Origin of the sequence: Corynebacterium sp. ES2794-CONJ1 (genome assembly GCF_025660615.1) — a bacterium.
Classification (GTDB): Bacteria; Actinomycetota; Actinomycetes; order Mycobacteriales; family Mycobacteriaceae; genus Corynebacterium.
On the sequence record NZ_JAOTIM010000003.1, the window covers coordinates 162,777 to 186,369 of the forward strand.

20 protein-coding genes are annotated in these 23,593 nt (G+C 52.9%); 11 read left to right on the forward strand and 9 right to left on the reverse strand.

The window, feature by feature from the left end:
* Nucleotides 1-117 precede the first annotated feature (117 nt).
* Nucleotides 118-1,236, reverse strand: a complete 1,119-nt coding sequence (pstS, locus tag N7326_RS04975) for a phosphate ABC transporter substrate-binding protein PstS (protein WP_263088263.1) — start codon at nt 1,234-1,236, stop codon at nt 118-120.
* Nucleotides 1,237-2,841: 1,605 nt separating this feature from the next.
* Here pstS and N7326_RS04980 point away from each other — a divergent pair.
* The gene (locus N7326_RS04980) at nt 2,842-3,003 is read left to right on the forward strand and encodes a hypothetical protein (protein WP_259078160.1); all 162 of its coding nucleotides are present in this window, start codon (nt 2,842-2,844) and stop codon (nt 3,001-3,003) included.
* A gap of 18 nt (nt 3,004-3,021) precedes the next feature.
* Nucleotides 3,022-3,585 carry a hypothetical protein gene (locus N7326_RS04985; protein ID WP_263088264.1) on the forward strand — a complete coding sequence of 188 codons (564 nt, stop codon included), beginning with the start codon at nt 3,022-3,024 and terminating at the stop codon, nt 3,583-3,585.
* Nucleotides 3,586-3,618: 33 nt separating this feature from the next.
* Here N7326_RS04985 and N7326_RS04990 read toward each other — a convergent pair whose 3' ends face one another.
* The 3 genes from N7326_RS04990 to N7326_RS05000 form a co-directional block, all read right to left on the reverse strand.
* Nucleotides 3,619-4,752 carry a hypothetical protein gene (locus N7326_RS04990; RefSeq protein WP_259078156.1) on the reverse strand — a complete coding sequence of 378 codons (1,134 nt, stop codon included), beginning with the start codon at nt 4,750-4,752 and terminating at the stop codon, nt 3,619-3,621.
* Between the two features lie 78 nt (nt 4,753-4,830).
* Nucleotides 4,831-7,377: a fibronectin type III domain-containing protein gene (locus tag N7326_RS04995; protein ID WP_259078155.1), complete on the reverse strand. Its 2,547-nt coding sequence runs from the start codon at nt 7,375-7,377 to the stop codon at nt 4,831-4,833.
* Between the two features lie 64 nt (nt 7,378-7,441).
* Nucleotides 7,442-8,389 (reverse strand): DUF808 domain-containing protein, encoded by a 948-nt coding sequence (locus tag N7326_RS05000; protein WP_259078153.1) that lies wholly within the window; start codon nt 8,387-8,389, stop codon nt 7,442-7,444.
* Between the two features lie 275 nt (nt 8,390-8,664).
* Between N7326_RS05000 and N7326_RS05005 the strand changes: the two genes are divergently transcribed.
* The gene (locus tag N7326_RS05005) at nt 8,665-9,246 is read left to right on the forward strand and encodes an ECF transporter S component (protein WP_259078151.1); all 582 of its coding nucleotides are present in this window, start codon (nt 8,665-8,667) and stop codon (nt 9,244-9,246) included.
* 10 nt (nt 9,247-9,256) lie between these two features.
* Here the strand turns inward: N7326_RS05005 and N7326_RS05010 are convergent, their stop codons facing one another.
* The gene (locus N7326_RS05010; RefSeq protein WP_259078148.1) at nt 9,257-10,384 is read right to left on the reverse strand and encodes a chloride channel protein; all 1,128 of its coding nucleotides are present in this window, start codon (nt 10,382-10,384) and stop codon (nt 9,257-9,259) included.
* Nucleotides 10,385-10,402: 18 nt separating this feature from the next.
* On the opposite strand from N7326_RS05010, the gene N7326_RS05015 reads away from it, so the two are divergent.
* The 7 genes from N7326_RS05015 (at nt 10,403) to N7326_RS05045 (ending at nt 18,729) form a co-directional block, all read left to right on the forward strand.
* Nucleotides 10,403-11,809 carry an ABC transporter ATP-binding protein gene (locus tag N7326_RS05015; protein WP_259078146.1) on the forward strand — a complete coding sequence of 469 codons (1,407 nt, stop codon included), beginning with the start codon at nt 10,403-10,405 and terminating at the stop codon, nt 11,807-11,809.
* Nucleotides 11,806-12,588, forward strand: coding sequence for an energy-coupling factor transporter transmembrane component T family protein (locus tag N7326_RS05020; RefSeq protein ID WP_259078144.1), 783 nt, complete (start codon nt 11,806-11,808; stop codon nt 12,586-12,588). Before N7326_RS05015 ends, N7326_RS05020 begins: the two co-directional genes overlap by 4 nt.
* Nucleotides 12,585-13,103 (forward strand): hypothetical protein, encoded by a 519-nt coding sequence (locus tag N7326_RS05025; protein WP_259078143.1) that lies wholly within the window; start codon nt 12,585-12,587, stop codon nt 13,101-13,103. Before N7326_RS05020 ends, N7326_RS05025 begins: the two co-directional genes overlap by 4 nt.
* Nucleotides 13,104-13,445: 342 nt before the next feature.
* Nucleotides 13,446-15,044 (forward strand): peptide ABC transporter substrate-binding protein, encoded by a 1,599-nt coding sequence (locus tag N7326_RS05030; RefSeq protein ID WP_263088265.1) that lies wholly within the window; start codon nt 13,446-13,448, stop codon nt 15,042-15,044.
* A 105-nt stretch (nt 15,045-15,149) separates the two neighbouring features.
* The gene (locus N7326_RS05035) at nt 15,150-16,076 is read left to right on the forward strand and encodes an ABC transporter permease (protein ID WP_259078133.1); all 927 of its coding nucleotides are present in this window, start codon (nt 15,150-15,152) and stop codon (nt 16,074-16,076) included.
* Entirely contained in the window at nt 16,069-17,028 is a 960-nt protein-coding gene (locus N7326_RS05040; protein WP_259078131.1) for an ABC transporter permease, read from the forward strand. The genes N7326_RS05035 and N7326_RS05040 overlap by 8 nt, the downstream gene beginning before the upstream one ends.
* Nucleotides 17,029-17,040: 12 nt before the next feature.
* Nucleotides 17,041-18,729, forward strand: a complete 1,689-nt coding sequence (locus tag N7326_RS05045) for a dipeptide ABC transporter ATP-binding protein (protein WP_259078129.1) — start codon at nt 17,041-17,043, stop codon at nt 18,727-18,729.
* 54 nt (nt 18,730-18,783) lie between these two features.
* Here the strand turns inward: N7326_RS05045 and N7326_RS05050 are convergent, their stop codons facing one another.
* From N7326_RS05050 to N7326_RS05065, 4 genes are all read right to left on the reverse strand, one after another.
* Nucleotides 18,784-19,608 carry a trypsin-like serine protease gene (locus N7326_RS05050; protein WP_259078127.1) on the reverse strand — a complete coding sequence of 275 codons (825 nt, stop codon included), beginning with the start codon at nt 19,606-19,608 and terminating at the stop codon, nt 18,784-18,786.
* 74 nt (nt 19,609-19,682) lie between these two features.
* Nucleotides 19,683-19,952, reverse strand: coding sequence for a hypothetical protein (locus N7326_RS05055; RefSeq protein ID WP_259078117.1), 270 nt, complete (start codon nt 19,950-19,952; stop codon nt 19,683-19,685).
* Nucleotides 19,953-20,007: 55 nt separating this feature from the next.
* The gene (locus tag N7326_RS05060; RefSeq protein ID WP_259078116.1) at nt 20,008-20,547 is read right to left on the reverse strand and encodes a DUF402 domain-containing protein; all 540 of its coding nucleotides are present in this window, start codon (nt 20,545-20,547) and stop codon (nt 20,008-20,010) included.
* A complete protein-coding gene (locus N7326_RS05065) occupies nt 20,547-21,272 on the reverse strand; it encodes an Rv1157c family protein (protein ID WP_259078115.1) in 726 nt (241 codons plus the stop codon). Before N7326_RS05065 ends, N7326_RS05060 begins: the two co-directional genes overlap by 1 nt.
* A 349-nt stretch (nt 21,273-21,621) precedes the next feature.
* Between N7326_RS05065 and typA the strand changes: the two genes are divergently transcribed.
* A complete protein-coding gene (typA, locus tag N7326_RS05070) occupies nt 21,622-23,535 on the forward strand; it encodes a translational GTPase TypA (RefSeq protein ID WP_259078113.1) in 1,914 nt (637 codons plus the stop codon).
* The last annotated feature ends 58 nt before the right edge of the window (nt 23,536-23,593 follow it).

Sequence of the window (23,593 nt, forward strand, 5' to 3'; positions counted from 1 at the left end):
GAGATGGATTTTTCTTGAGTAGAAGTCGAAAGGGGCATAGGTGCTTTCCTTGATATGAACTGATCTGCCCGGTGCGGACACGATAGTCCGCACCGGGAATTCAGTCTGGGGGAACAGCTATTGGATAGCCTCTACGGCAGCTGCGAGCTTGGTCTTGAATTCTCCCTGAACCGGGATATAGCCCGCGTCTTCCAGCGCTTGGCCCTGACCTTGGTCAAGCACGACAGTGAGGAAGTTCTTTACAAGGTCGCGATCGTGTGATTGATCGTCGGGGTATGTGGAGCAGACGATCTCGTAGGTGGTGAGCACCAGCGGATAGGCGCCAGGTTCGTTCATAGCGAAGAGGGTCTTCGCATCGACAACCATATCGTGGCCGTCACCCTTGAACTCCACGGAGTCGAGTGCCTTACCGACAGTGTCCTTGTTGAGTTCTACTGCTCCGGAGCCGAAGTCCATCTTCGCCACTCCCAAGTTTTTGGATTTTGCGTAGCCTGATTCCACATAGGTGATGGCACCTTCGACAGCCGAAACCTCATCAGTTACACCCGAGGACTTATTGGCACCTTGGCCAACTCCTTGCGGGAATTGCTTAGAAGGCTCGTGAGGCCATGCAGCATCCGCGGTGGCGCTTAAGAATTTCATGAAGTTGTCGGAGGTACCAGACTCGTCGGCGCGGAAGACGACCGTAATACCGGTGTCAGGAAGGGCGACGTCTGGGTTAAGTGCAGCAATTTTAGGGTCGTTCCACTTGGTTATGGCTCCATCGAAGATTTCTGCAACTAAGGTAGGCGAAAGTGTTATATCGACTCCTGGAAGGTTGTAGGCAATGGCTACCGGCCCGATGGCCATAGGCAGGTGCCAGGCGTCGTTGCCACCGCAACGGGTGCGAGCTTCTTCAATTTGGTTGATGCCTTTTTTATTGTCTTGGAGTGGCGAATCAGAGCCGGCGAAAGCCACCACGCTAGCCAAGAACTGTTTTTGACCTGCGCCGGACCCCGTCGGGTTGTAGGAGAGAGCGGAACCGGTGGCCTCAAAGAGTGGAGCCCACACACGCATGGCATTGTCCTGTGAAGAGGCGCCCTCGCCTTTGAGCTCCCCTGTGGTTTCGTTAAGACCCTGCACCTGAACTGCATCCTCGCCGCCTGCTCCGCCTTCGGAGCAAGCAGTTAAGCCAAGGCTTGCTGCGAGAGAAGCAGCGGCGATAGTAAGAGCCTTGCGGCGTGTAGTAGAGAACAAAACAACCTCCGATAAGAGTGGATGACATTTATGCAACGATGATCGTCGTTCGGGGCTATCGGCTGGGTTTTGTCGATCGGAAAACACGGGTGGACTGCCAGCTCAAGGCAGATATAGACCTTAAGCTGAGACCTAGCTAAGAAAACGTTGGTCTCTTCCAATGGTTAAAACAAACAAAAATTTGATTATCCACTATAAAAGCGGTAGTGTCAGGAGTAGTCAGGATCTTTTAGCAATGCTGGTAGCGACTTAAAGCCCGCGCTATTACTTGGCGGTATAGCGGGAAATGAAAGATAAGTCGCGGACAGGTCTGCGAAAAGGGTCTGAACTTCTGCTGATGCTACTTGTCCTCTAGTGATGTCCAATCGACCTTGGCGGGTGTGATAGCTGAACATCCTCAGGCTAGCACAGCTTAAATCAGCTAAGCCGGGGGTAGAGCCCCTGGCTTTGCTTTGTGCCCGAGTGGAGCTGCTAATCCATATAAGATGCGGTCTCTGTGAGAGGGCTCACTTTAAGAGTTAGCTAAGATTTCCCAACCTTTATTGAGTTGATCCGTACTGCTTAAATATGTGTTGAGCTGTAAATTTCCCCCTTTCGGCTATGTGGCTTGGAAAAGTAGACGGGCTTAGTGGAATAACGAGGCTAAAACAACCAACACTGTAAAATTGTGATATATATTACTTTTTTGAGTGGGGGTGGAAAATTATCTCCTAACCCACCGATTTATAGGTAGCCCCACGAGTGCCCAAGCCTACGCAAGCAGATCTAATACGCCTCGAATGAAGCGTAGTTCCATCAAGAGTGCCGCCGATTCTGGAAAAAGTACTTACACAAGCTCTGCCCCCTTACTCAAGGGTACTTATACGTGCCTCCAAGCCGTGTGTGCAATGGCACGAATTTTCCCTTACCTCCACCAAGTCTTCTTTAAGGGGGCACAACGAAGAGGGAAGCACAATCACATCAGAATTTTCGCACAACCTCATATTTCTATGTCGAACGCCCCGCGCATTGCGGCAGCTCGCTGATCCCGGAAAGCGATACGCGCGGGTGCCAACCGTATGCTGCCAGTGTGAACAGGTGTGCAGGCAATTTCCGGAGTCGGAGAAACGGTCTCTAGTGTGAAACCCCTAGTATGAGAGCCTTTGAGTTAAAACCTCAGGGTGAAAACAAGACCTCCTGCTTCGAGTATGCCCGAATGAAGAGCTATTGCCGGGGAGTGCCCGCGGCCATAACGGGGTGCACTTTAATACCTCGGTATCTTCACTTCGCAGCCTAATAGTCGTGGAGGCAGCCGGTGTCTTTCCTGGAGGTGCCAGCTCATGAAAAAAGTTATGGGAATTGCAGAACAATACGATCACTGACCCGATCTCAGAGAAATCCGCAAAATATATGGTGAGATCCAGACCGGACACAGACTTTTACCCTTGCGCAGTCCATCTGGCTACCCAAGGATTAGTGCCCTCCAGGCGCCCCTCATGGTTCGCGAATGGCTAAAAGCGACCTCATCACATTCCACCAGCTCTTCAGACAATCAAACTCTTCAAAGCTAACAAGATAGTGGAATGGCATATTGTAAAAGACGAAAGATCACAATTAAGGAGACCAATGTTCACTGAGCTACTACACAATCGATCTAGTGTGCGCGCCTTTCGTAACGAGCCAGTTGAGGACAAAGACATTGATATTATCCTCTCCGCAATGAGTAATACCGCGTCGAGCAACTATGGTATGCGCGCCTGTATGATCCGTATCTCCTCACAAGAGTAGAAGAGTGAAATTGCTGCTATGTCCGGTCAAGCTTTTATTGCTCAGTCACCGGAGCTGTGGATTTTTATTGCAGATGATTGCCGCAATCGTGAGAATGCCGAAAGTTTCGATGTAAAAATCCCCCAGGAGCGCCTCGATGTCGGTATTTTCCTCCAAGCTATGACCGATGCTTTACTGATGGCGCAAACCGCAGCGATCGCTATTGAATCGCTTGATATGGGCAGCGTCTTCCTCGGTAGTATTCTCAACGATCCCCGCAAAATTATCGAGATATGTCAGCTTCCCCCTCGAACCATGCCCGTTGTGGGATTGGCGTGGGGCCCATATGATCACCGCGAGGTTAAAAAACCCAAGCTAGGTCCGCAACTAAGGGTGTTCCACGATGCTTATACGCTAGCGGAAGACTATGGAGAACATCTCAGTGCTTTCAACGAGCTGGTCGAGCAGTACTATGCGCAGCGGTCGGGCCCGAGAGTGACGACGACTTTCTTTGAGCATATTACGCACATTTCTAGCACCTACAAACCGCAGCGCAACCAGTATTTTAAGATCGCTGAGGAAAGAGGATTTAGACTGCTATAAGAAAACCCCAGTACTAAGACTGGGGTGAAGAGTTTAGATCCGGATGCCGGCGTGCGGAGCAAACCAGCTAGCCACCGCTGCAAATAATCCAATGACAGCGGAGATAATAGCGACCACTATTCCAATTGTGGAATCTTTTTGGAGCTTGTCGTATTTTTTTTGCAACTGGGAAAGATCTTGGGTGTTTTTGCCGTCGAACTCCTGGCGCAGCTTCTCCAGGTCCGCCTTAGCCTCATTGAGTTTCTGCTGCGCTTGATTGCGATCATTCACAGCATTATTGAAGCGCTCTTGAGCTAGATCGAGATCTCTTTTCGCCCTATTGAGCTTGAGCTCGTTGTCGCGCAGGATGCGGTTGTATTCCGCCGCACTAGGAAGATCGCTCCCGAAGTGGTTTCCCATTACCTCCTTCAACGTCGCTTTTTGGAGCAGCAGGTTATCCGCCGAGGGGAAGTAATGATCGAAACCCTCAGCCTTGGTGCGCTGCGGAATCTGTTGATTAAAGTCGGCGCGGTGAATAATCGACATCACTGCGGGAGCGCCACTGGCACTCACTAAGTTAAAAGCACCTACTGCTTGGCCTACATAGCCTTTCCCTGGTACCCACGCTGGACCACCCGAGTCGCCGCCTTTGGTACCAAGATCGGCAGCGTAGGCTAAGTGATCGTCAATATGTAGCACTTTGCTGCAGAAAACATGGTCGAAAGTCGTGGCTCCAAATCGACAAATGTCGTCGCCCACGCTCGGTTGGTAATAGCGATCACCAGAGAATTTATTGCTTCCTGGAGTCACCTTATCGGAGAGATCAATATAGGCAATATCGTGGAAGAAGTAGTCGGCAGTTAATTTTCTTCGTTCGAGTTCGGACACCCGCGGATCGATCGTTGGATCCACGTCGTAGGGATGTTTTATCACGCCAATTTCGGTTCCAGTTGACGTGAAAACGAAAGAGTTATCTCTGGCGCAGTGACCTGCAGTCCAGATGCGCCGATTCTCTCTATCAACGAAGCCAACCGTGCAGGTGAATGTGGAGGGTCCCTCCTGGAGTTTAATGGCATCGCCCTGATTGATGATGGGCTTCGAGGCGGACACTTCTTGGGTGTGAGCAATTCCGGTGCTGAGCAGGGAGAAAGAGACAACAACTGATGCCAGTGCTCGAGAAAATCGCATGGAGGATACTTCCTTAAGGGACGAAAGATAAAGCGCGTCGCGCTTGGCGACGCGCTTTATAGGAACAGGTCGGATATGTTAGGGCAGCCGTAGGAAACCTTTGACAGTCTGAATGATCTGAGGGAAGAAATTGATCACAGCACCAATGATTGCTGCCAATGCAGTCAACGATCCGATGACACTAGCCGCAATAATCCCTGGGCTCGACCCTTCGGAGTTGTCGTCTGGGGTAGGTTCCGGAGCCGGTTGAGGATCGGGCTTCGGTGTGGGGGTAGGCGAAACTTCTGGATCCGGGGTTGCAGCAGAGCCGAAATCTACGGGAAGTGGGGTGCTGGAATCCAGGCTACGGTCAGTCTGGGAAAGCGCATGGGCTGCGAAGGTGTTGACCATATACGGAGCATCGCTTGAGGTTAGAACACCCTTTGGAATGATGAGATCAACGGTGAAACGTCCATCGCGCAATTGATCGACAGAAATATGTTGCGCTGTAATTTCGCCCTTGCGGTGAGCGGGAGTGCCTGGACGCCATGCGTTTTGGGGCTGGATTGTGACGTAGACGCCTTTAGCGGTGCCGTCGCCATAGAATCCAGAGCCATTTACGCGCACTACATTGTCCATGGTCGGATCAAGCGGCCGCTGATCGAAACTAATCTGTGGATTGGCTACCTCGGTTCCTTCGGTGCTCAATAGCTGCGTTGCACGGTACTTATCGCCCTTTTGGGTGCGTACGCGGTATTTCTTTCCTGGTTCTAGGGTGCCAGCCGATATGCGCAACTCATAGTTCAACTCGCCACCAGACACTGGAGCTGTGACTTTTAGCAGCGAGGTAGTGCCCTCGAGGTCAAGCACCTCAACATCGACCGAGTCCGTCTCAAAATAGCCACTGCCGTTAAGCCTGATCGTAGTGTCACGGGTGGCATTGATGCGATTATTAGAAAGCAGGAATTCAGGAGTGAATTCGATGGCCTTCTCAGTGATCTGGTGAGAATTAGAGACAGCACTGGCGGCGGAATCACCAGCAGCACTTTCGGCAATGATTGTTGCGGTCCAGGTGCCCTGGGTGAAACCATTGAATTCGAGCAAGGAATCTAATGGCTCAGCAGTCTTGGTGACTGTCTTAGTTCCATCGGTGAAGATGATACGGTATCCAGTAATCTTGGCCTGTCCAGCTTCACGGGGCCCATCGATCCAGCTGATCTTTAAAGATCCAGCTGCTCTCCCGTCACCGAGGATGACGCTCTGCACCGCACTAGGAACTGTTTTAACCTTAGAGCTGGCAATCTCTACTTCTGTCGATCGAGCTTCAGGCGAGTAAATCGCTTGGCCAGAAGAATCGCTCTGAATATTGCTGACTACCTTGGCGTAATAGCGACCGGCCTTGAGGCCTTCAAAAGAGGTCGACGTAATATTTTTACCCCGCGAGATGCTCTTGACCAATTCATTGGTCTCGGCGTTAAAGAGTTTGACTACGTATTCTCTAACGCGGTGATCCCTAGCAGGAGCCCATGAGACAGAAACTGAAGCATCCGAGGCTTCCGCGGTGACGTTGGTGACGGGTAGGGGGGTGAAAATGATCTCAATGGCTCGGTCAAGTCGCCGATCATTACGGAAATTCTCCGCAGTAATGCCGACAATATAACGGTCGCCCTTGGAGATATCGAAAGTATCGGCAGGAATTGTGATCTGTTTGGTGAACGTCCCATTCGTGATATCACTGGCTGACATCTTATAACTGAGTTGAGTGTCATCCTCGGTCAGCCAGGGGCGATATCCTGGCTCCCACTGCTTGGTATTCCACACCACCACATAGAAGCCTTTTTCCACAGCGCCGCCGGTTAGACCACTGCCGCTTAAAACAAAGGTGTTCTCTTTGGTGGGATCAATCAGTGGGGGGTTGAGGTTAAGGGATATATCACCTGGGTCAGCTGTGACAGTGATGCTATCGCTGGATTTGGCCGGCTCAGAGTCGCCAATTTCGTTATGGACCGCCACTGAGGCTGTATATGTGGTATTAAGTTTCAGGCCACCGATTTCAATTTCGTTAAGCTCGCCGTCAGCTTTGGCGGTGATCACTTGAGAGCCATCGTTCGGGATCAGTGTGACCATGCTGTGTTCCACTCGAGCGCCGCCATTGGAATTCCGTGACCACCAGACACGCGCTTTGGAGCCCTTGAGGAGTTCAATCTGCGGCTCATTGGGCTTCTGGGGCACCGTGATGTCGTGCGAAACCGTAAACTCCTCGGAGAAAATCGGGGTATCGGCGCCCGGGTTATTGGTCAAGGGCTCAACCTTCACCCTGTACGTGCCGGCAGGAACTTCCGTAAACACAGTCTGAGTGAATACACCGTGCTTGGGGGAAACAACTTCGCCAGATTTCGAAGGTAGAACGATAGTCGCGGTATAGCCTTTGGCCCCTGGGATAGCGTCCCAAAACACGCGGACAACTGGACCGTCAGCGAGCACGCGGGGGCGGCTTGCCTCGGGGGTTTCATTACTATCGCTTGGGCTTTCCACTGTGCTTTCGCTGGGAACTGCCTGAACTGCCTGGGCTACGGGCAGAGTGAAAAGGAGGCTGGAAGCGGTGGTTCCAGCGATAATGGCGCGACGCCATCCGACTGCAGACATAGATAAACCTTCCGACAGGACTATTTCAAATATAGGCTAGCCTACGCTCGTCTTTGAGAATTCACTAATTTCCAGATAAGCGCGGATTTGCGGAGTCCTTGGGAGGGTTGATGACTCTCTTGGAAGCCTTAAAAATTCCGACGATCAGCGTGCCTGCTACGAGACCGACAACCAAGGAAAAGAATGTATCGGTCAACCATGATACAAACCCACCCCATGCCAAGGCTTGATGGCTTAAGTGGTGGACAAAATCAATTGGAGCTGACCATCCTAGGTCAGAAAAGCCCGCAAGCAGGATATGTCCTCCAACCCACAGCATGGCGAACAGGCCCACGACAGAAATGATGTCGAGTACCTTGGGCATCCCCGCGACTAGCGCCCGGCCAGTGCGTTGGGCAAAAAGAGAATCCCTAGTCATGAGGCTAAGGCCGAGATCATCCATCTTCACAAGGAGGCTCACCGACCCGTAGACGCCGACGGTAACAGCAAGCGCTACGACTACGAGAATGGCTGCTTCTTTCCAGAGAGGTTGATCTGCGACCTCATTCAAACTAATGACCATAATTTCCGCTGAAAGGATGAGATCTGTGGTAATTGCACCGCGAACAAGAGCCTTTTCATCCTTGAGTGCGGCCTTTTCTTGATGATGCTCATGACCACTGATCATCTCTAGAAATTTCTCTGCTCCCTCAAAGCAAAGATAAAAACCACCGAGCATTAGAATGGGTACGAGGAGCCATGGCGCTAAGGTATTCAAGATCAGGGCGATCGGTAAAATAACAATGAGTTTGTTAAATAGCGACCCCTTGGTGATTCGCCAGATTATGGGAAGCTCCCTGGCAGGGCTGACACCCTCCACGAAGCGCGGAGTAACAGCGGTGTCGTCGATGACAAGACCTGCCGCCTTGGCGGAGGTCTTGGCTGCCGAGGCAGCAATATCATCCACACTCGAGGCGGCAGTTTTTGCGATGAGTGCGATATCGTCGAGAAGTGCAGCGAGTCCGCCAGCCATAAAATTGTCCTTATATATATGGGATTTGTGGTACTTACGTGGTTACTATAGCGAATCTAACTGCGCGGGCGGGTGGGGGTAGAGATAAGGTTGGCCACTTCTGATGAGTAGTCTTCATCGGTTTTATCCGTTAGTATCACTAGCTGTACGCCATAATAATGAGCGTATCCCGGGTGCTCTTTTCCGCCGCCAAACGGAGGAAGAGGTGCTGAGATCAAACCGATTGAACCTGATCTGTGTGTAATGCCAGCGTTAGGGAGAAAGAGAGACTAACCATGCTTAATTGGCGTGTTATTGATATTGTCATCGCGGCCGTTCTAGGTGTCGCAACTGGACTCATCTTCTGGGTCTGGAATTCCATCGGTTATGCCTGGTACGAGGCTGCCAACGCACTGACCCCTGGTTTCGGCGGAATTTCCGTGGGTATCTGGTTGATGGGTGGTGTCCTCGGTGGGTTGATCATTCGTAAGCCAGGCGCTGCGATTTTCGTTGAGGTACTGGCTGCCTGTGTATCTGCCGGCCTAGGTAACCAGTGGGGAATCGAGACCGTCTATTCGGGTCTCGCCCAAGGCATCGGAGCAGAACTCATCTTTGCCGCTTTTGTGTATAAGCGATTCGGCCTAGGGGTAGCTGCACTATCGGGTATTGGTGCGGCAGTTGGAGCCTTTATTCTAGAACTTTTCCTATCCGGAAACCTTGCCAAGACCTTCGAGTTCAACCTCATTTATTTGGCGTCCATGTCCGTTTCGGGTGCCATTCTCGCGGGCGTTCTGTCCTTCTATCTGGTCAAGGCCCTTGCTGCTACCGGAGCGCTGGATCGTTTCGCTGCAGGACGCGAACGCCAGAATCTCGTCTAGCTGTCCGCCATTAGCTGCTCCGATCCGGGGGAGTGGCTGATCTCGGAGGTCGGGCATATCGCTTCTTAGCGAAGGTTCCTACTGTCACTACAGTAAGGGCACTGAGTGTTATCACTGCGGAGAGTGCTAGTGAAGGTCGACTTAGTTCCAGTACAAAAATAGCCGCGAAAATCCAGCTCTGCTGGCTTATTGCCAAGGCGCAGAAAGCGCCGAATAGGGCCAAAGCCACAGGGCTGGTATTCCACAATGAGGCGGTCATAGCGCCCCCGGCAGCGCCCAAGGCTAAAGCGGGAGTGAGCACTCCGCCCCGAGCGCCCGACGATAGCATTGCTAGCGTTAGTGCAAGTTTGGCGATAATTAATATCAGAGCATATGTGGGGTCGAGACCGAGTAAGGCTTGTTCCACAATGAGCTGCCCGTTACCGGTTACCGGGGGAATATAGGTTGCTGTTATCCACACAGTTGCGCAAGCTAGTGGGATGCTCAGGAGCGTGATGGAGCTGGTGGCACGGAGTGACCTCGAGCCTAATTCACGCAATAACAATCCCAGCGTCATAGCCATCAGTGCGGTGAAAAGATATGCTCCCAGGTCTTCGGTGCTGATTGGAGATTCGGTAACTGAATAGATGGTTCCTACATCAAGAACTAGCCACGAGGTTAGGGTGGCTACGCCAGCCATCAGAGCGCATACCAGAAAATTCCGCACGGTTCGGGTTATAGGGAGCAACAAAAACGCGTAGAGTGCTCCAGCTAGTGGCACATTGTAGACTGCTGCCAAACCACCTCCAGCGGCGCCAGCGATGACGACCCTGTCCATACGTGAGCTCAGCGCGGCTGCTACCTGCCGAGGCGCCTGTTCGCGACCCAATGACGCACCGAGACCAACAAGAAGGAGTTGCATGGTCGCATCGATAAGAGTGGGCACTACTGGCAGCGGCCCTCCAGTAGTTATCGCTGAAGCTACACTAATACTCCAACGGCGGCTGATCATCAGCCACGCACCCGCCGCCACCACCCCGGCGGGAAGAAGCAAGATCGGGTTAAGGCACGCGATATTCTCGATGAGGAGGCTGGTGGCCGCTCCAACCAAACCAGCGGTAACTCCGAAGAAAAGCGCAGATAGTAAAAGTGAGAACATCCTTGAGGACCAGTAGTAGTGAATATACAGATTAAACTCGATCGCTTTAGTTTCCGTCACGCAAGCCGAAAAAAGCCAGCGCTTAACCAATTAAGTCTCAGCATAAAGGCTGGCGAGAAGATCCTGCTACTTGGGGCCTCTGGGTCGGGAAAATCGACCCTTCTGGCAGCCCTAGCCGGGGTACTCGGTGCTGATGAAGGGGATACAAGTGGCCACCTTGAGGTATCAGGGATCGTAGGCATGGTGCTCCAAGATCCAGATTCACAAGTTATCGCCTCCAAGGTCGGAGACGATATTGCCTTTGGATGCGAGAATTTGCAGGTTCCAGCCGAGGAGATTTGGCCTCGAGTGCGCCAGTCCCTCGATATGGTTGGCCTAGATCTTCCCTTAGACCACCCTACGGCTGAGTTATCGGGCGGGCAAAAGCAGCGTCTGGCCTTAGCAGCTGTTCTTGCCATGGGCGCAGATATCATCCTCCTCGATGAGCCCACCGCGAATCTTGACCCCGAGGGAGTGGAGGAGGTCGTGCGTGCTGTCGATCAGGTCATCGCGGAAACCGGCGCCACCCTCATCATTGTCGAACATCGCGTGCACACCTGGGCGCGAACTGTCGATCGAGCGCTCGTGCTTGTCGACGGTATCCTGCAAGCTGATGCACCACTTCACGAAATTTCTACCTCTCATGGGCGCATGCTCGCCGAGCAAGGGGTATGGATGCCAGGACACGACCCACAGCTGCCACCAGCACAAAGCCCCTGCACCTTCGATAAACAGGAATGGGCGATAAAGACCTCAGGTCTCGTCACTGGATGGGATCGTCCACTCTCACAGCGCGATGTTCGTATACGCCTAGGGTCATCAACAGTGATTACCGGCCCTAATGGAGCTGGGAAGTCGACCCTCATGCTCACTCTCGCCGGACTTCTCAAACCCTTGGGTGGAACGATCAGTTTTCATGAGCAAATTGCTCGCGGCCTGAAAAAGCAGCCTATTCAGTGGAGTTCAGAACAACTATCACAACGCATTGGCTGCGTCTTCCAAGACCCAGAGCACCAATTCGTTGCCCGATCCGTGCGCGAAGAACTCCTCGTGGGAGCAGGCAACGGTAAGGGTAAAGATATTAGTCAGGCTGAGTATGATCGAGCCGACGAGATTCTGCAACGCTTACGCTTAGATCACCTTGCTCAGGCTAATCCTTTTACGCTTTCAGGAGGACAGAAGCGACGTCTCTCGGTAGCAACAACCTTGGTCAAATCACCGCAGCTGATTTTCCTCGACGAACCGACTTTCGGCCAAGATCGCAATACTTTCATAGAGCTCGTTACTTTGCTTAGGGAACTAACGGATCACGGAGTCACCGTGGTATCAATTTCTCACGATCGACTTTTCGTTGAGGCGATGGCCGATGAAGAGGTCAAACTATGACAACCACAACCACCAAAAATCACGACACGCTGATTTCACGCTTCAACCCGGTGGCGCGTATCGCAGCTGTGGCGGTATTTACCACTCCCTTACTGCTAAGCGTTGACGTTGTTAGCGCCGCAGTGGCGCTCCTGATCACCTTGATCGCTGCGCCATTTTTGGGAGTGCCGCTACTGACTCTGCTGAAAAATGCCCGTCCCATTCTCTTCCTCACTCCCATCGCAGGTATATCGATGGCGCTATACGGAAGGCCTGAGGGTAGAGAATATTTCTCTTTCTTCTTCGCTCATGTGACCGACAACTCCCTCCAGCTCGCTGCTGCCATTATGGTGCGCGTCCTCGCGGTTGCGCTTCCTGTTTTGGTTATGATGGGTCGAATTGACCCCACGGCTTTAGGGGACTCCTTAACCCAAAACTTAAAACTGCCGCACACTTTTGTGATCGCGGCGGTCGCTGGTGGACGACTGATCAGCCTCTTCCAGCGAGATTTGGAAACGATGCGGCGCTCACGCCGTATTCGAGGCATCGATAATAGAGGGGTGCTGACAACCACGATCGCTTTAACATTCGGACTCCTCGTGCTCGCTCTTAGGCGCGGTGCTAAATTGGCAACCGCTATGGAGGCGCGCGGTTTCGGCCGCTACCCTGAGCGCACCAAGGCCCGTGTCTCCTCATGGAACCCTCGAGATACTCTGCTGCTCGTTGGATGCTTCGTTGCATCTCTTATGAGTCTCGGGGTAGCTATCTATACCGGATCCTTCCATTTTCTTGGCGCATGATTATTCTCATCGATGGTCGCAGTGGATCCGGGAAGACAACCTTAGCTGCCACATTGTCTAGAGTTTTAGATTACGAGGTTATTCACCTAGACGATTTTTACCCGGGATGGGAGGGCCTAGCGGCTGGTCGAGAGATAGTGGCACGATCAATTCTCCAAGCGAACCGCGCCGGCTACTTCCGGTGGAATTGGGAGGAGAATAAGCGCGGGGAGTGGGTACCAGTGGATATGAGCGCCTTGAAAAATCCTCGACGAGGCCTCATTGTTGAAGGGGTCGGTGCCATCAGTCTGGAAGCAATTAAAGCTGCTCGCCGTTTTTGTAGAACGCACCTTATTCTCTTGGAACTCGAGACCGAACAAAGGAAAAAGCGCGCCTTAGACCGTGATCCTGACTATGCCCCTTACTGGGATCTGTGGGCACGCCAAGAGGATGAACACTTCGAGGAGCTGGAGAAGCTCATTGCTACCTCTGCTCATGCCCAGTACTTCTCCAATCTCCAGCGCATACGGGGTTGAGAGAATAGCAGCAATGCCGGCTTCGATTTTAGCAACACGCTTTAATAAGCGGGATAGGGGGAGACGGTTATCGAGGATCCGAGACTCTCTCTAGCGTCACCTAATACCAATCGTTTGAAAGAATTTCGTCGAACAAAGATCGCCGGGGGTAGGGGTAGCATTACCCCTACTCGTTCACGATGTTTTCGCAGCACACAGCGAAATGGAAGGGGGTATAAGCTGAAATTGTTCCCTAGGTAACTTTTGATTGTTTTGCATGAGATAGATCACCCTATAGGGTTGATGATAAGCAACCGACGAAGTACGCTTCGTCTTTTTTATTTTCAACGAAAGGGCTGCTTAATGTCTCTCAAGAAAACTATCGCGGTAGGCGCAGGTACATCACTTGCGTTTATCCTTGCAGCGTGTGCTACCGACGCCGATTCAAACTCCGCATCCGACGATCAAAAGATGAGCGCCACGAATTACATCACCGCTTTTGGTACTGAGCCTCAAAACGCTCTCATCCCGGCGGATACCAGCGAAACTGGTGGAGGCCGAATAGTCGAGCTTATTTACTCGGGTCTGCTCTACTATGACGCGGCGGGTGAAACGCACAACGATATGGCTAAATCCATTGAGCTTGAAGGCGACAAGACCTATGTAGTCACTCTGAAAGACGACATCAGCTTCGCGGACGGCACTCCAGTAACTGCCCAAGATTTCGTGGATACCTGGAGCTATAGTGTGGAAAATTCTCTCCGCAACGCCTTTTTCTTCGAACCCATCAAGGGTTTTGAAGAAGGCAAGCCACTCGAGGGTTTGACAGTAGTTGATGAGAAGACCTTTAAGATCGAGTTGAATCAGCCCGAGTCCGATTTCCCCTCTCGCTTAGGTTACTCTGCTTTCTACCCACTGCCTGCCGTTGCCTTCGATGATATCGAGGCTTTCGGTGAGTCCCCCGCAGGTAATGGTCCGTATAAACTCACGGAGTGGAATCACAACCAAGACGCCCTTCTTGTTCCTAACGAGAATTACGACGGCCCCCGTAAGGCACTAAATGACGGCATTAAATTTGTCTTCTATGCCTCCCAGGACGCGGCTTATGCTGATTTGCTGTCCGGTAACCTTGATATCTTAGACGCCATCCCCGACACCGCCTTTGCTTCCTTCGAATCCGAATTGGGCGAGCGGGCTGTCAACCAACCTGCGGCTATCTTCCAATCTGTTACCATTCCTTATAGCCTCGAGCACTTCACCGGAGAAGAGGGCGTGCTACGCCGCGAAGCGATCTCGCTGTCGATTAATCGTGAAGAAGTGACCAAAGCTATCTTCGATGGCACTCGCACTCCAGCTACCGATTATTCGTCTCCTGTCATTCCAGGCCACTCCGATTCTCTTAAAGGCTCCGAGGTGCTGGAATACAACCCAGAAAAGGCCAAGGAGCTGTGGGCCAAAGCCGATGAAATCGCACCCTATGAGGGCGAATTTACTATTGCCTACAACTCCGATGGCGGACACCAAGCATGGGTGGACGCGGTAGCTAACCAAATCAAGAATACGCTCGGTATTCAGGCGGTGGGATCCCCGTATCCAGATTTCAAATCCCTGCGTGACGATGTCACCTCTGGCAATGTCACCGGCGCTTACCGCACCGGATGGCAGGCAGATTATCCCTCACTCGCGAACTTCCTGGTTTCACTGTACGCCACGGGTGCATCGTCGAATGATGGCGGATATTCTAATCCCGAGTTCGATGCTCTCCTAACCTTAGGTAATGGGGCAGACACCGTAGAAGACGGACGGTCCTACTTCCTGGAAGCACAGGAAGTCCTGCTCCAAGACTTGCCTGTCCTGCCCCTGTGGTATTCCAACGTCACCGCTGGTTATAGCGAAGAAGTCACAGATGTTGCCTTCGGGTGGAATAGCCAGCCTGTTTACTACATGGTGAAAAAGGCCTAGATACCTTAGAGCTCCTTCGTAGCTCATGATTGTGGCCCCGTGCGTACTCACATGCGCGGGGCCAGAGTCCTTTTATAATACTTCAATTCATAAGGAACTAATCCAATGTTGCGCTATATTGGCCGCCGCGTTCTACAGATGATTCCGGTATTCTTTGGCGCCACCCTGCTGCTCTATGCCTTGGTATTTCTCATGCCTGGCGATCCCGTAGAGGCTTTAGGGGGCGAACGCGGGCTCACTGACGCCGCCCGCGAGAGAATTACCGCCGAATATAATCTGGACAAGCCCTTCATCATCCAATATTTGCTGTATATCAAGGGCGTATTCATGCTCGATTTCGGAACGACCTTCTCCGGACGTCCCGTAGCCGAAGCGATGGCAAATGCCTTTCCCGTCACTATCAAACTGGCCATGATGGCACTGATCTTTGAAGCCGTCCTCGGAGTCCTCTTCGGCGTTGTTGCTGGTATGCGCCGTGGCGGAATTTTCGATTCCACGGTTCTTGTGACCTCACTTATCGTGATTGCAGTGCCTTCCTTCGTCATAGGCTTTCTTTTTCAATTTCTCATCGGCGTCAAGTGGGGGATTCTGCCGCCCACCGTCGGCGCCCGCGAAACCTTTGTCAACCTCCTCATGCCCGCGGCGGTGCTAGGTGCCTTATCCTTCGCTTACGTTGTGCGACTCACGCGACAATCCGTGAGTGAAAACCTCCGCGCAGATTTCGTGCGTACTGCCAGGGCCAAAGGACTTGCCAGCGGTACGGTAACGCGACGTCACGTGCTGCGTAACTCGCTGATACCAGTGGCAACCTTCCTCGGCGCCGACTTAGGCGCGCTCATGGGCGGGGCCATTATCACCGAAGGCATTTTTGGAATCAACGGAGTAGGTGGAGCGATCTATCAAGCAATTTTGAAAGGCGAGCCCACGACTGTCGTTTCCTTTACCACCGTGCTGGTGATCGTATATATCATCGCTAACCTCGCCGTAGATCTTCTCTACGCTGTGCTGGACCCAAGGATTCGCTATGCATAATTCTCATAATCCCCGTACTCTTCCAGGCCAAGAGCGTTTTATTGCTCACACTGATGAGACAGGCCTTGGCGCCGTTGACGCAGTTGCCGATGAATCTGCGCCTACTTCCGTCTGGGGTGAAGCGTGGCGCTACTTGCGCCGGCGACCACTATTTTGGGTCGCGGGGTCCCTTATCCTGATAGCTCTCGCTCTCGCAGCAATCCCACAGCTTTTCACCTCAACGGATCCCACTTTCTGTCAGCTGGCTAACTCACTAGATAGTCCGCGCTCCGGACACCCCTTCGGTTTTGACCGACAGGGCTGTGATATCTATGCCCGCGTTGTCTACGGGGCGCGTGCTTCCGTGGCCGTGGGGGTTTTGACAACCTTGGCTGTCGTTGTGATCGGTACCACGGTGGGCGCCCTAGCCGGCTATTTCGGTGGAATTATTGACGCTATTTTGTCGAGAGTCACCGATATTTTCTATGCAGTACCTCTCGTTCTTGCTGCTATCGTGGTGATGCAAATGTTCAAAGAATATCGTACGATCATCACCGTCGTTTTAGTACTCACCATGTTCGGCTGGACATCAATTGGTCGTATTACCCGCGGTGCCGTTTTGGAAACTAAAAATGAGGAATTCGTGACGGCGGCGCGTGCCGTGGGAGCTTCTCGGTGGAAAATTCTCACCTCACATATCCTCCCCAACGCCGCTGCTCCCATCATTGTCTATGCCACGGTCGCCTTAGGTACCTTTATCGTGGCCGAAGCAACCCTGTCCTTTTTAGGCATAGGATTGCCGCCCACCGTTGTCTCCTGGGGCGGCGATATTGCCAAGGCACAGGCCTCATTGCGCACCCAGCCAATGGTGTTGTTCTATCCGGCTGTGGCCCTCGGGGCTACCGTCTTGAGCTTTATCATGATGGGCGATGTGGTCCGTGATGCACTCGATCCTAAAGCCCGTAATAAGTAGGAGAACAAAGAGATGACCCAACCACAACCAACCCTGCCCGCCCCGTTGCTGGAATTGCAGGATCTCAAGATCTCCTTCGAGTCCACCACTGGAACAGTCGAGGCAGTGCGCGGGATCAACCTGACAATCTATCCCGGCCAATCTGTGGCCATTGTGGGAGAATCTGGTTCCGGCAAATCCACGACCGCTATGAGCATCATTGGCCTGCTACCAGGGTCAGGAAAAGTGACTGGCGGTAGCATTACATTTGAAGGTCGCGATATCACGCACCTGTCCGAGAAAGAGCTCAATGAACTCCGAGGTTCCGATATTGGCCTGGTGCCGCAGGACCCCATGAGTAACCTCAACCCAGTATGGCGCGTGGGTACTCAAATCAAAGAGTCGCTCAAAGCAAACAAAGTTGTCCCACAGGCCGAAATGGACGAGCAGGTTGCGGAGCTCTTAAAAGAGGCCGGACTCCCGGATGCGAAACGCCGCGCCAAGCAGTTTCCACACGAATTTTCTGGCGGTATGCGCCAGCGTGCGCTCATAGGCATGGGCCTAGCAGCTCGTCCTAAATTGCTGATTGCTGACGAGCCCACCTCTGCGCTTGACGTAACCGTGCAAAAACGTATCCTCGATCACCTGGGAAATCTCACCAAAGACTTAGGAACCGCCGTACTCTTTATCACCCACGACCTAGGTTTGGCTGCCGAGCGTGCGGAGCACCTCGTGGTTATGCACCGCGGTCGCGTAGTTGAATCAGGTTCTTCTATTGAGATCCTCCAGAACCCGCAGCATCCCTATACGCAGCGTTTAGTGGATGCCGCTCCGTCCCTAGCCTCAGCGCGCATCCAGTCTGCCCAAAAGCGAGGGCTCACTCCAAAGGAGCTGTTAAGGCGAAAGCGCGAGAATGACCACGAGGAGATCATCCGAGTGGAGAATCTCACGCGCGAATTCAAAGTTCGCGGCGCGCGTGGGAGTAAATCGATACTCAAAGCTGTAGATAATGTGAGCTTTGGCTTGAAAAAGGGTACGACCCTCGCCCTCGTAGGAGAGTCGGGCTCTGGGAAGTCGACAGTAGCGAATGTGGTACTCAATCTTTTAGACCCCAGCTCCGGTAAAATCTATTACAAGGGAACTGATCTTTCTACTCTCAACGAGAAGGAACTTTTCGCCATGCGCCGGAAGCTACAGGTGGTTTTCCAAAACCCCTATGGTTCCCTGGACCCCATGTACTCCATCTACCGGTGTATCGAAGAGCCTCTCATCGTGCACAAGGTAGGGAATCGACAGGAGCGGGAAAACAGAGTCGCGGAACTCCTCGACATGGTGGCAATGCCTCGATCGGCTATGCGCAGATATCCAAATGAATTGTCGGGAGGCCAGCGCCAGCGTATCGCCGTTGCTCGCGCACTCGCCCTCAATCCTGAAGTTGTGGTCCTGGACGAGGCTGTATCGGCATTGGATGTGTTGGTCCAGCATCAAATCCTACAATTACTCGCAGATTTGCAGGAAAACCTCGGCTTAAGCTATCTATTTATCACTCATGATCTCGCGGTGGTTCGCCAGACCGCTGATGAGGTGGTTGTCATGAAGAAGGGCAAAGTAGTCGAACAAGGAACCGCCGACCAACTATTCCTTAATCCACAGCAAGAATACACCCGCGATCTTATCGATTCGGTTCCGGGCTTAGGTATCGAACTAGGTGTCGATTTATAAGCCATCGCCTTGGTAGAGAAAAGCCCCTGATAAAAAGGGGCTTTTTTTCCTACTCTAACTACTCAGGATCGCACCTGGGGTGAGTACGCGGATATCGAATTGGTAATTAAGTAAACTCTCGATAGCTGAGATGCCCACCGGGGGGACCGCGGGGAGAGGAACAACAGTAGGCGACTGGCTGGCGTCGATAAGCGGGGCAGGTCGATCGATGATCACCGGAGCTGGGATGCCTGCGTGTCGGCTGATCCACGAACTATGCTCGGCCACTGGGGTAATAAAACCCACCGTGCCAGGTTCGGTCATGGCGGATTGAACACCCGCGAGTGCTCCGCTGTCGTCGAAGAGAGGTCCGCCAGAATCTCCCTGGCTAATACGTCCGCCGGTAAAGTTCGATTCTATAATTGTGACCGTATCTAGGGGCGCTGGAAGACGGTGCACACGCCGGGTGATATGGGCGTCAGCGGTTGTTGCCTGACCATTGGGGTGAGCACCGAAGCCGGTGAGGATGCCATGTTCACCAGGGAGGAGGTGGGATGATGACAGCGGGACCGCTCGCGCTGAGGTAGGGCGATGAAGCCGCAACAGAGCTAGATCATCATGAGGGTGCAGCACTGCCTCAGTGGGATAAAAATTCTCCCCCTTAATTCGGATCAACGAGGGTCCCTGATGCACACAATGCTTGGCGCTAAGTACCCACGTTGGGGCGATTACCGTGCCCGAGCATTGTGAGTGACCGAGCACGACTAAGGCTACCGATTCGTTGGGTATATAACGCCCACCCATGACCGCGTGCGCTTCTGGTACAGATCCAAGGCTAGAGCCAAATAATAGTGATATCCCCAGCATGACAGTGGTACTGAGCAAACGAATAATTTTCATGAGTAAGTATCTGCTATCTCTATCTATAGGGCAAGACAGTGCTACGCCCAGGTTGTCTGTGAAACTAGGGTGCTTTAGGAAACGAGTTCGCGCTCTAGTATTAGGTTGATGGCTTCTTCTCTGTGGCGCCCATAATCACACAGCCGAAAGAGGGAGGCTATCTTTCTCGCACTTTCGCGTGCATGTGGACGCACACGGTAGTGCTTCAACATAGGCCCAGTCGGGGTGTCGTTATGGTTAGGATCATCTTTAGTCTCGTGGAGCCGTGTGGCTCCATGTTTGTGGGGGTGGCTAAAGCTCACTCGGAATCTCGAGCGGTCTAACCGGCGAATATCGGTGAGCATAGCTGGGAGTCTACCCGCGAGAGGTTCAGAAGTGAAGGAAGTGACTCCAGGGATCTTAGGAATTCGCAGCAGGGGACAAGGTAACCGCTTTGGCCCATCGAATATCTATCCCCTGGGAGTACATCCACCGTGTTGGATCATCCCCATAGCGGGTTATTCCCTCTACAGCTCTCAGCGTGGACTCGATTGCCATCTCAGCATCATCAGCGGAAATTAGCCCTGCCGACGTCGCGGCGGCGAGCTCATCAATATCAAGAACCTCGATACTATTGCCACGGATCCACATGAGATCCACGTAGAGATCGCGCGTGGTCCACGTATCCGCTTTGATATCTATGTCCACGACGTCGATATAAATATCTTCACGCTTTTTAACCGAGTCTCGGTAGTGAAATTTATTTGCCCGTAGGCCTATTTTTGGCAATAACCACGATTCTAGGTAACCAAACTGAGGGTGATCGGCGCCGCGAGCCATATACAGTCCACATGGAGTCGTGCGGTAGGAATCTACAGCGCGACTAAAACCCTTGGGGTCGATATTGATCTTGGATTCCAGATCAAATACTTCTTCCTTGATGGGATGGAGATCGACCATTATTTAACCTCGAAAGCTACGCTAGTAGGGGCAAAGGTGCAATATGTTGCACTTTCCCCTTCTATCGTGCTCATCCCTCCATCCATTACGGCTACAATGTGCCCGCGTCCCGTTGGAGCAGTGGCAGTTGCGGTCGCTGGCCCCTCTGGGTTGATACCCTTCTGGTCAAGGATGATCTCTCCGCTGGTGAGCGTGCTGAGATTAAACCACCGTACTCGCATATCAGACCGATCCAAGGTGCCAGTTCCTAATGCTGTAAAGACGAAAGCGGTCTCCCCATCAGCCACTCCCGGTAGGGGGAGCGAGGCGGGTCCTGGCACTGCGATGGCACTACCGACCGAGTCTAGCTCTCCTCCTATACAGCTACGGGCAACGGTGGGCCACCCAAACTGGAAGAAGCGGGGACCGTCAGCCGGAAGATCTACGCCCGGTTCCCCCTCGCCTTTAAAGAAGCCCACCCCAGCCATGATGGCGGTGCGAAGCATATCCGGCAACGGCGCGGATTGTGCAAAGGTTGCAGCTTGGTCGAGGAGGTGAGCCTTCGGGCGCCCTAGATTATCGATGGGCCAAGCGGGATACTGGCTCAAATCAATCGCTGGAGGCACAGTGATATGTGACTGCGATGATAAGGCGGGCTCCGCGGCGTGAGCGACCGGACTCAAAGCAGCAGGGATGAGAAGGCCTGCGGTGGCAACTAGTAATGATGCAGCTTTTTTTCTGAACATAGTGGGGCCGTCTCCTGCAGGTGCCAAAGGTTGGAAGCGATAGGAAAGGTCGATCGCCTTTCCCGTGACTTAGAATATTGTGTCCGAAGAATCTTTGCTGAGCAGTGTGGGATTCACCCCTAGGCCTCTCAGATAAAGTTCTCAAATCTAATACTTTTCTAGCACAATTGTCCCACTTATAACAGGGATCGGTTGTTTTCCAGTAGCGGATTGAGGTGACTAGAGCGATCGATCATTGCGAAGTAAAGGTGCACGCTGGAACCTAAATGGGGCCGAAAGTAGCCATGATTGGCCGTGGTGGAGTAGGGTTGTACCGTTATTTTTCTTTCCTTTATAGTGGGAGCACCTCTTGAGTCATCCAGAATTTCGCAACGTTGCCATCGTCGCACACGTCGACCACGGCAAAACTACCCTCGTGAACGCCATGCTAGAGCAGTCCGGCGTTTTCGGTGACCGCGGTGAGGTCACCGATCGGGTCATGGATTCGGGTGACCTTGAGAAAGAAAAGGGCATCACCATCCTGGCAAAGAACACTGCCATTCGTCGCAAAGGATTAGGCAAAGACGGCCAAGACCTCGTTATCAACGTTATCGATACACCAGGTCACGCCGATTTCGGCGGTGAGGTCGAACGTGGCCTATCCATGGTTGACGGCGTTGTTCTCCTCGTTGATTCCTCTGAGGGGCCACTACCACAAACTCGCTTCGTGCTCGGCAAAGCGCTCGCCGCCAAAATGCCCGTCATTATCGTGGTCAATAAAACCGATCGCCCCGATGCTCGTATTGACGAAGTTGTGGAAGAGTCTCAGGATCTGCTCCTCGAGCTGGCCTCTTCTCTTGATGATCCCGAGGCTGCGCAGGCTGCCGAGCAGCTGCTCGACCTCCCGGTGCTCTATGCTTCCGGACGTGAAGGCCGCGCCTCTACCAAGAATCCTGGGAATGGAAACGTGCCAGACGCTCCAGACCTTCAAGCACTCTTCGATGTCATCTACGAGGCACTCCCAGAACCATCAGCAACCATCGATGCGCCACTCCAGGCCCACGTGACAAACTTGGATTCATCCTCCTTTTTAGGGCGTATCGGGCTCGTTCGCATTCACTCCGGCCACCTGAAAAAGGGCCAACAGGTGGCGTGGATCCATTACGACGACGAGGGTAACCAGCACGTTAAAACCGTTAAAATCGCAGAACTGTTGCGCACCGTGGGTGTGTCCCGCGAATCCACTAATGATGAGATGGTCGCTGGCGATATCGCGGCGATCTCAGGTATCGACAATATTATGATCGGTGATACCCTCGCCGATATCGAACATCCAGTTGCGCTGCCTCGCATTACCGTCGACGAGCCCGCAATCTCTATGACCATTGGTGTTAATACCTCACCACTAGCTGGTAAAGGCGGAGGCGACAAGCTCACGGCGCGTGTTGTCAAGGCACGCTTGGACCAGGAGCTCATTGGTAACGTATCCATCAAGGTACTGCCCACCGAGCGTCCAGATACCTGGGAGGTGCAGGGGCGTGGCGAAATGGCGCTATCTGTGCTGGTAGAAACCATGCGTCGGGAAGGCTTTGAGCTCACTGTGGGCAAACCCCAGGTTGTGCTGCAGCATATCGATGGCAAAATCTACGAACCCCATGATCATATGGTTATCGACACACCATCAGAGTATCAAGGCGCAGTAACTCAGTTGCTCGCAGCCCGCAAGGGGCAGATGACGTCAATGTCTAACCTGTCGGGCGATTGGGTCCGGATGGAATTCGACGTGCCCTCTCGTGGTCTCATCGGTTTCCGTACCACCTTCCTCACGGAAACCCGTGGTGCAGGCATAGCCAACTCGTACTCGATCGAAGCTCGCCCATGGGCGGGGGAAATCAAGGGTCGCGCCTCGGGCTCCCTCGTGGCCGATCGTTCCGGTCAAATTACAGCTTATGCCCTTCAGCAATTGTCCGATCGCGGCAATTTCTTCGTCGAACCTGGCATGGAAGCCTACGAGGGCATGGTCGTTGGTGCCAATAACCGCGATGAAGATATGGACATCAATATTACCAAGGAAAAGAAACTCACCAATATGCGCTCGGCAACAGCCGACGCTACGGTGACTCTGGCTAAAGCGCACGTGCTATCGCTCGATGAGGCCATGGAGTTCTGTGGTCAAGACGAGTGTGTTGAGGTTACTCCGAATATCTTGCGCGTGCGCAAGGTGAACCTCAATGCTACAGAGCGAGCTCGTTCGCGTTCTCGGGAAAAAAACCGCAATAAGTAGCTTCTCGAACCCCCCTTCCACAGCAGAGTGGAAGGGGGGTTGCTTTGTCTAGACCGAT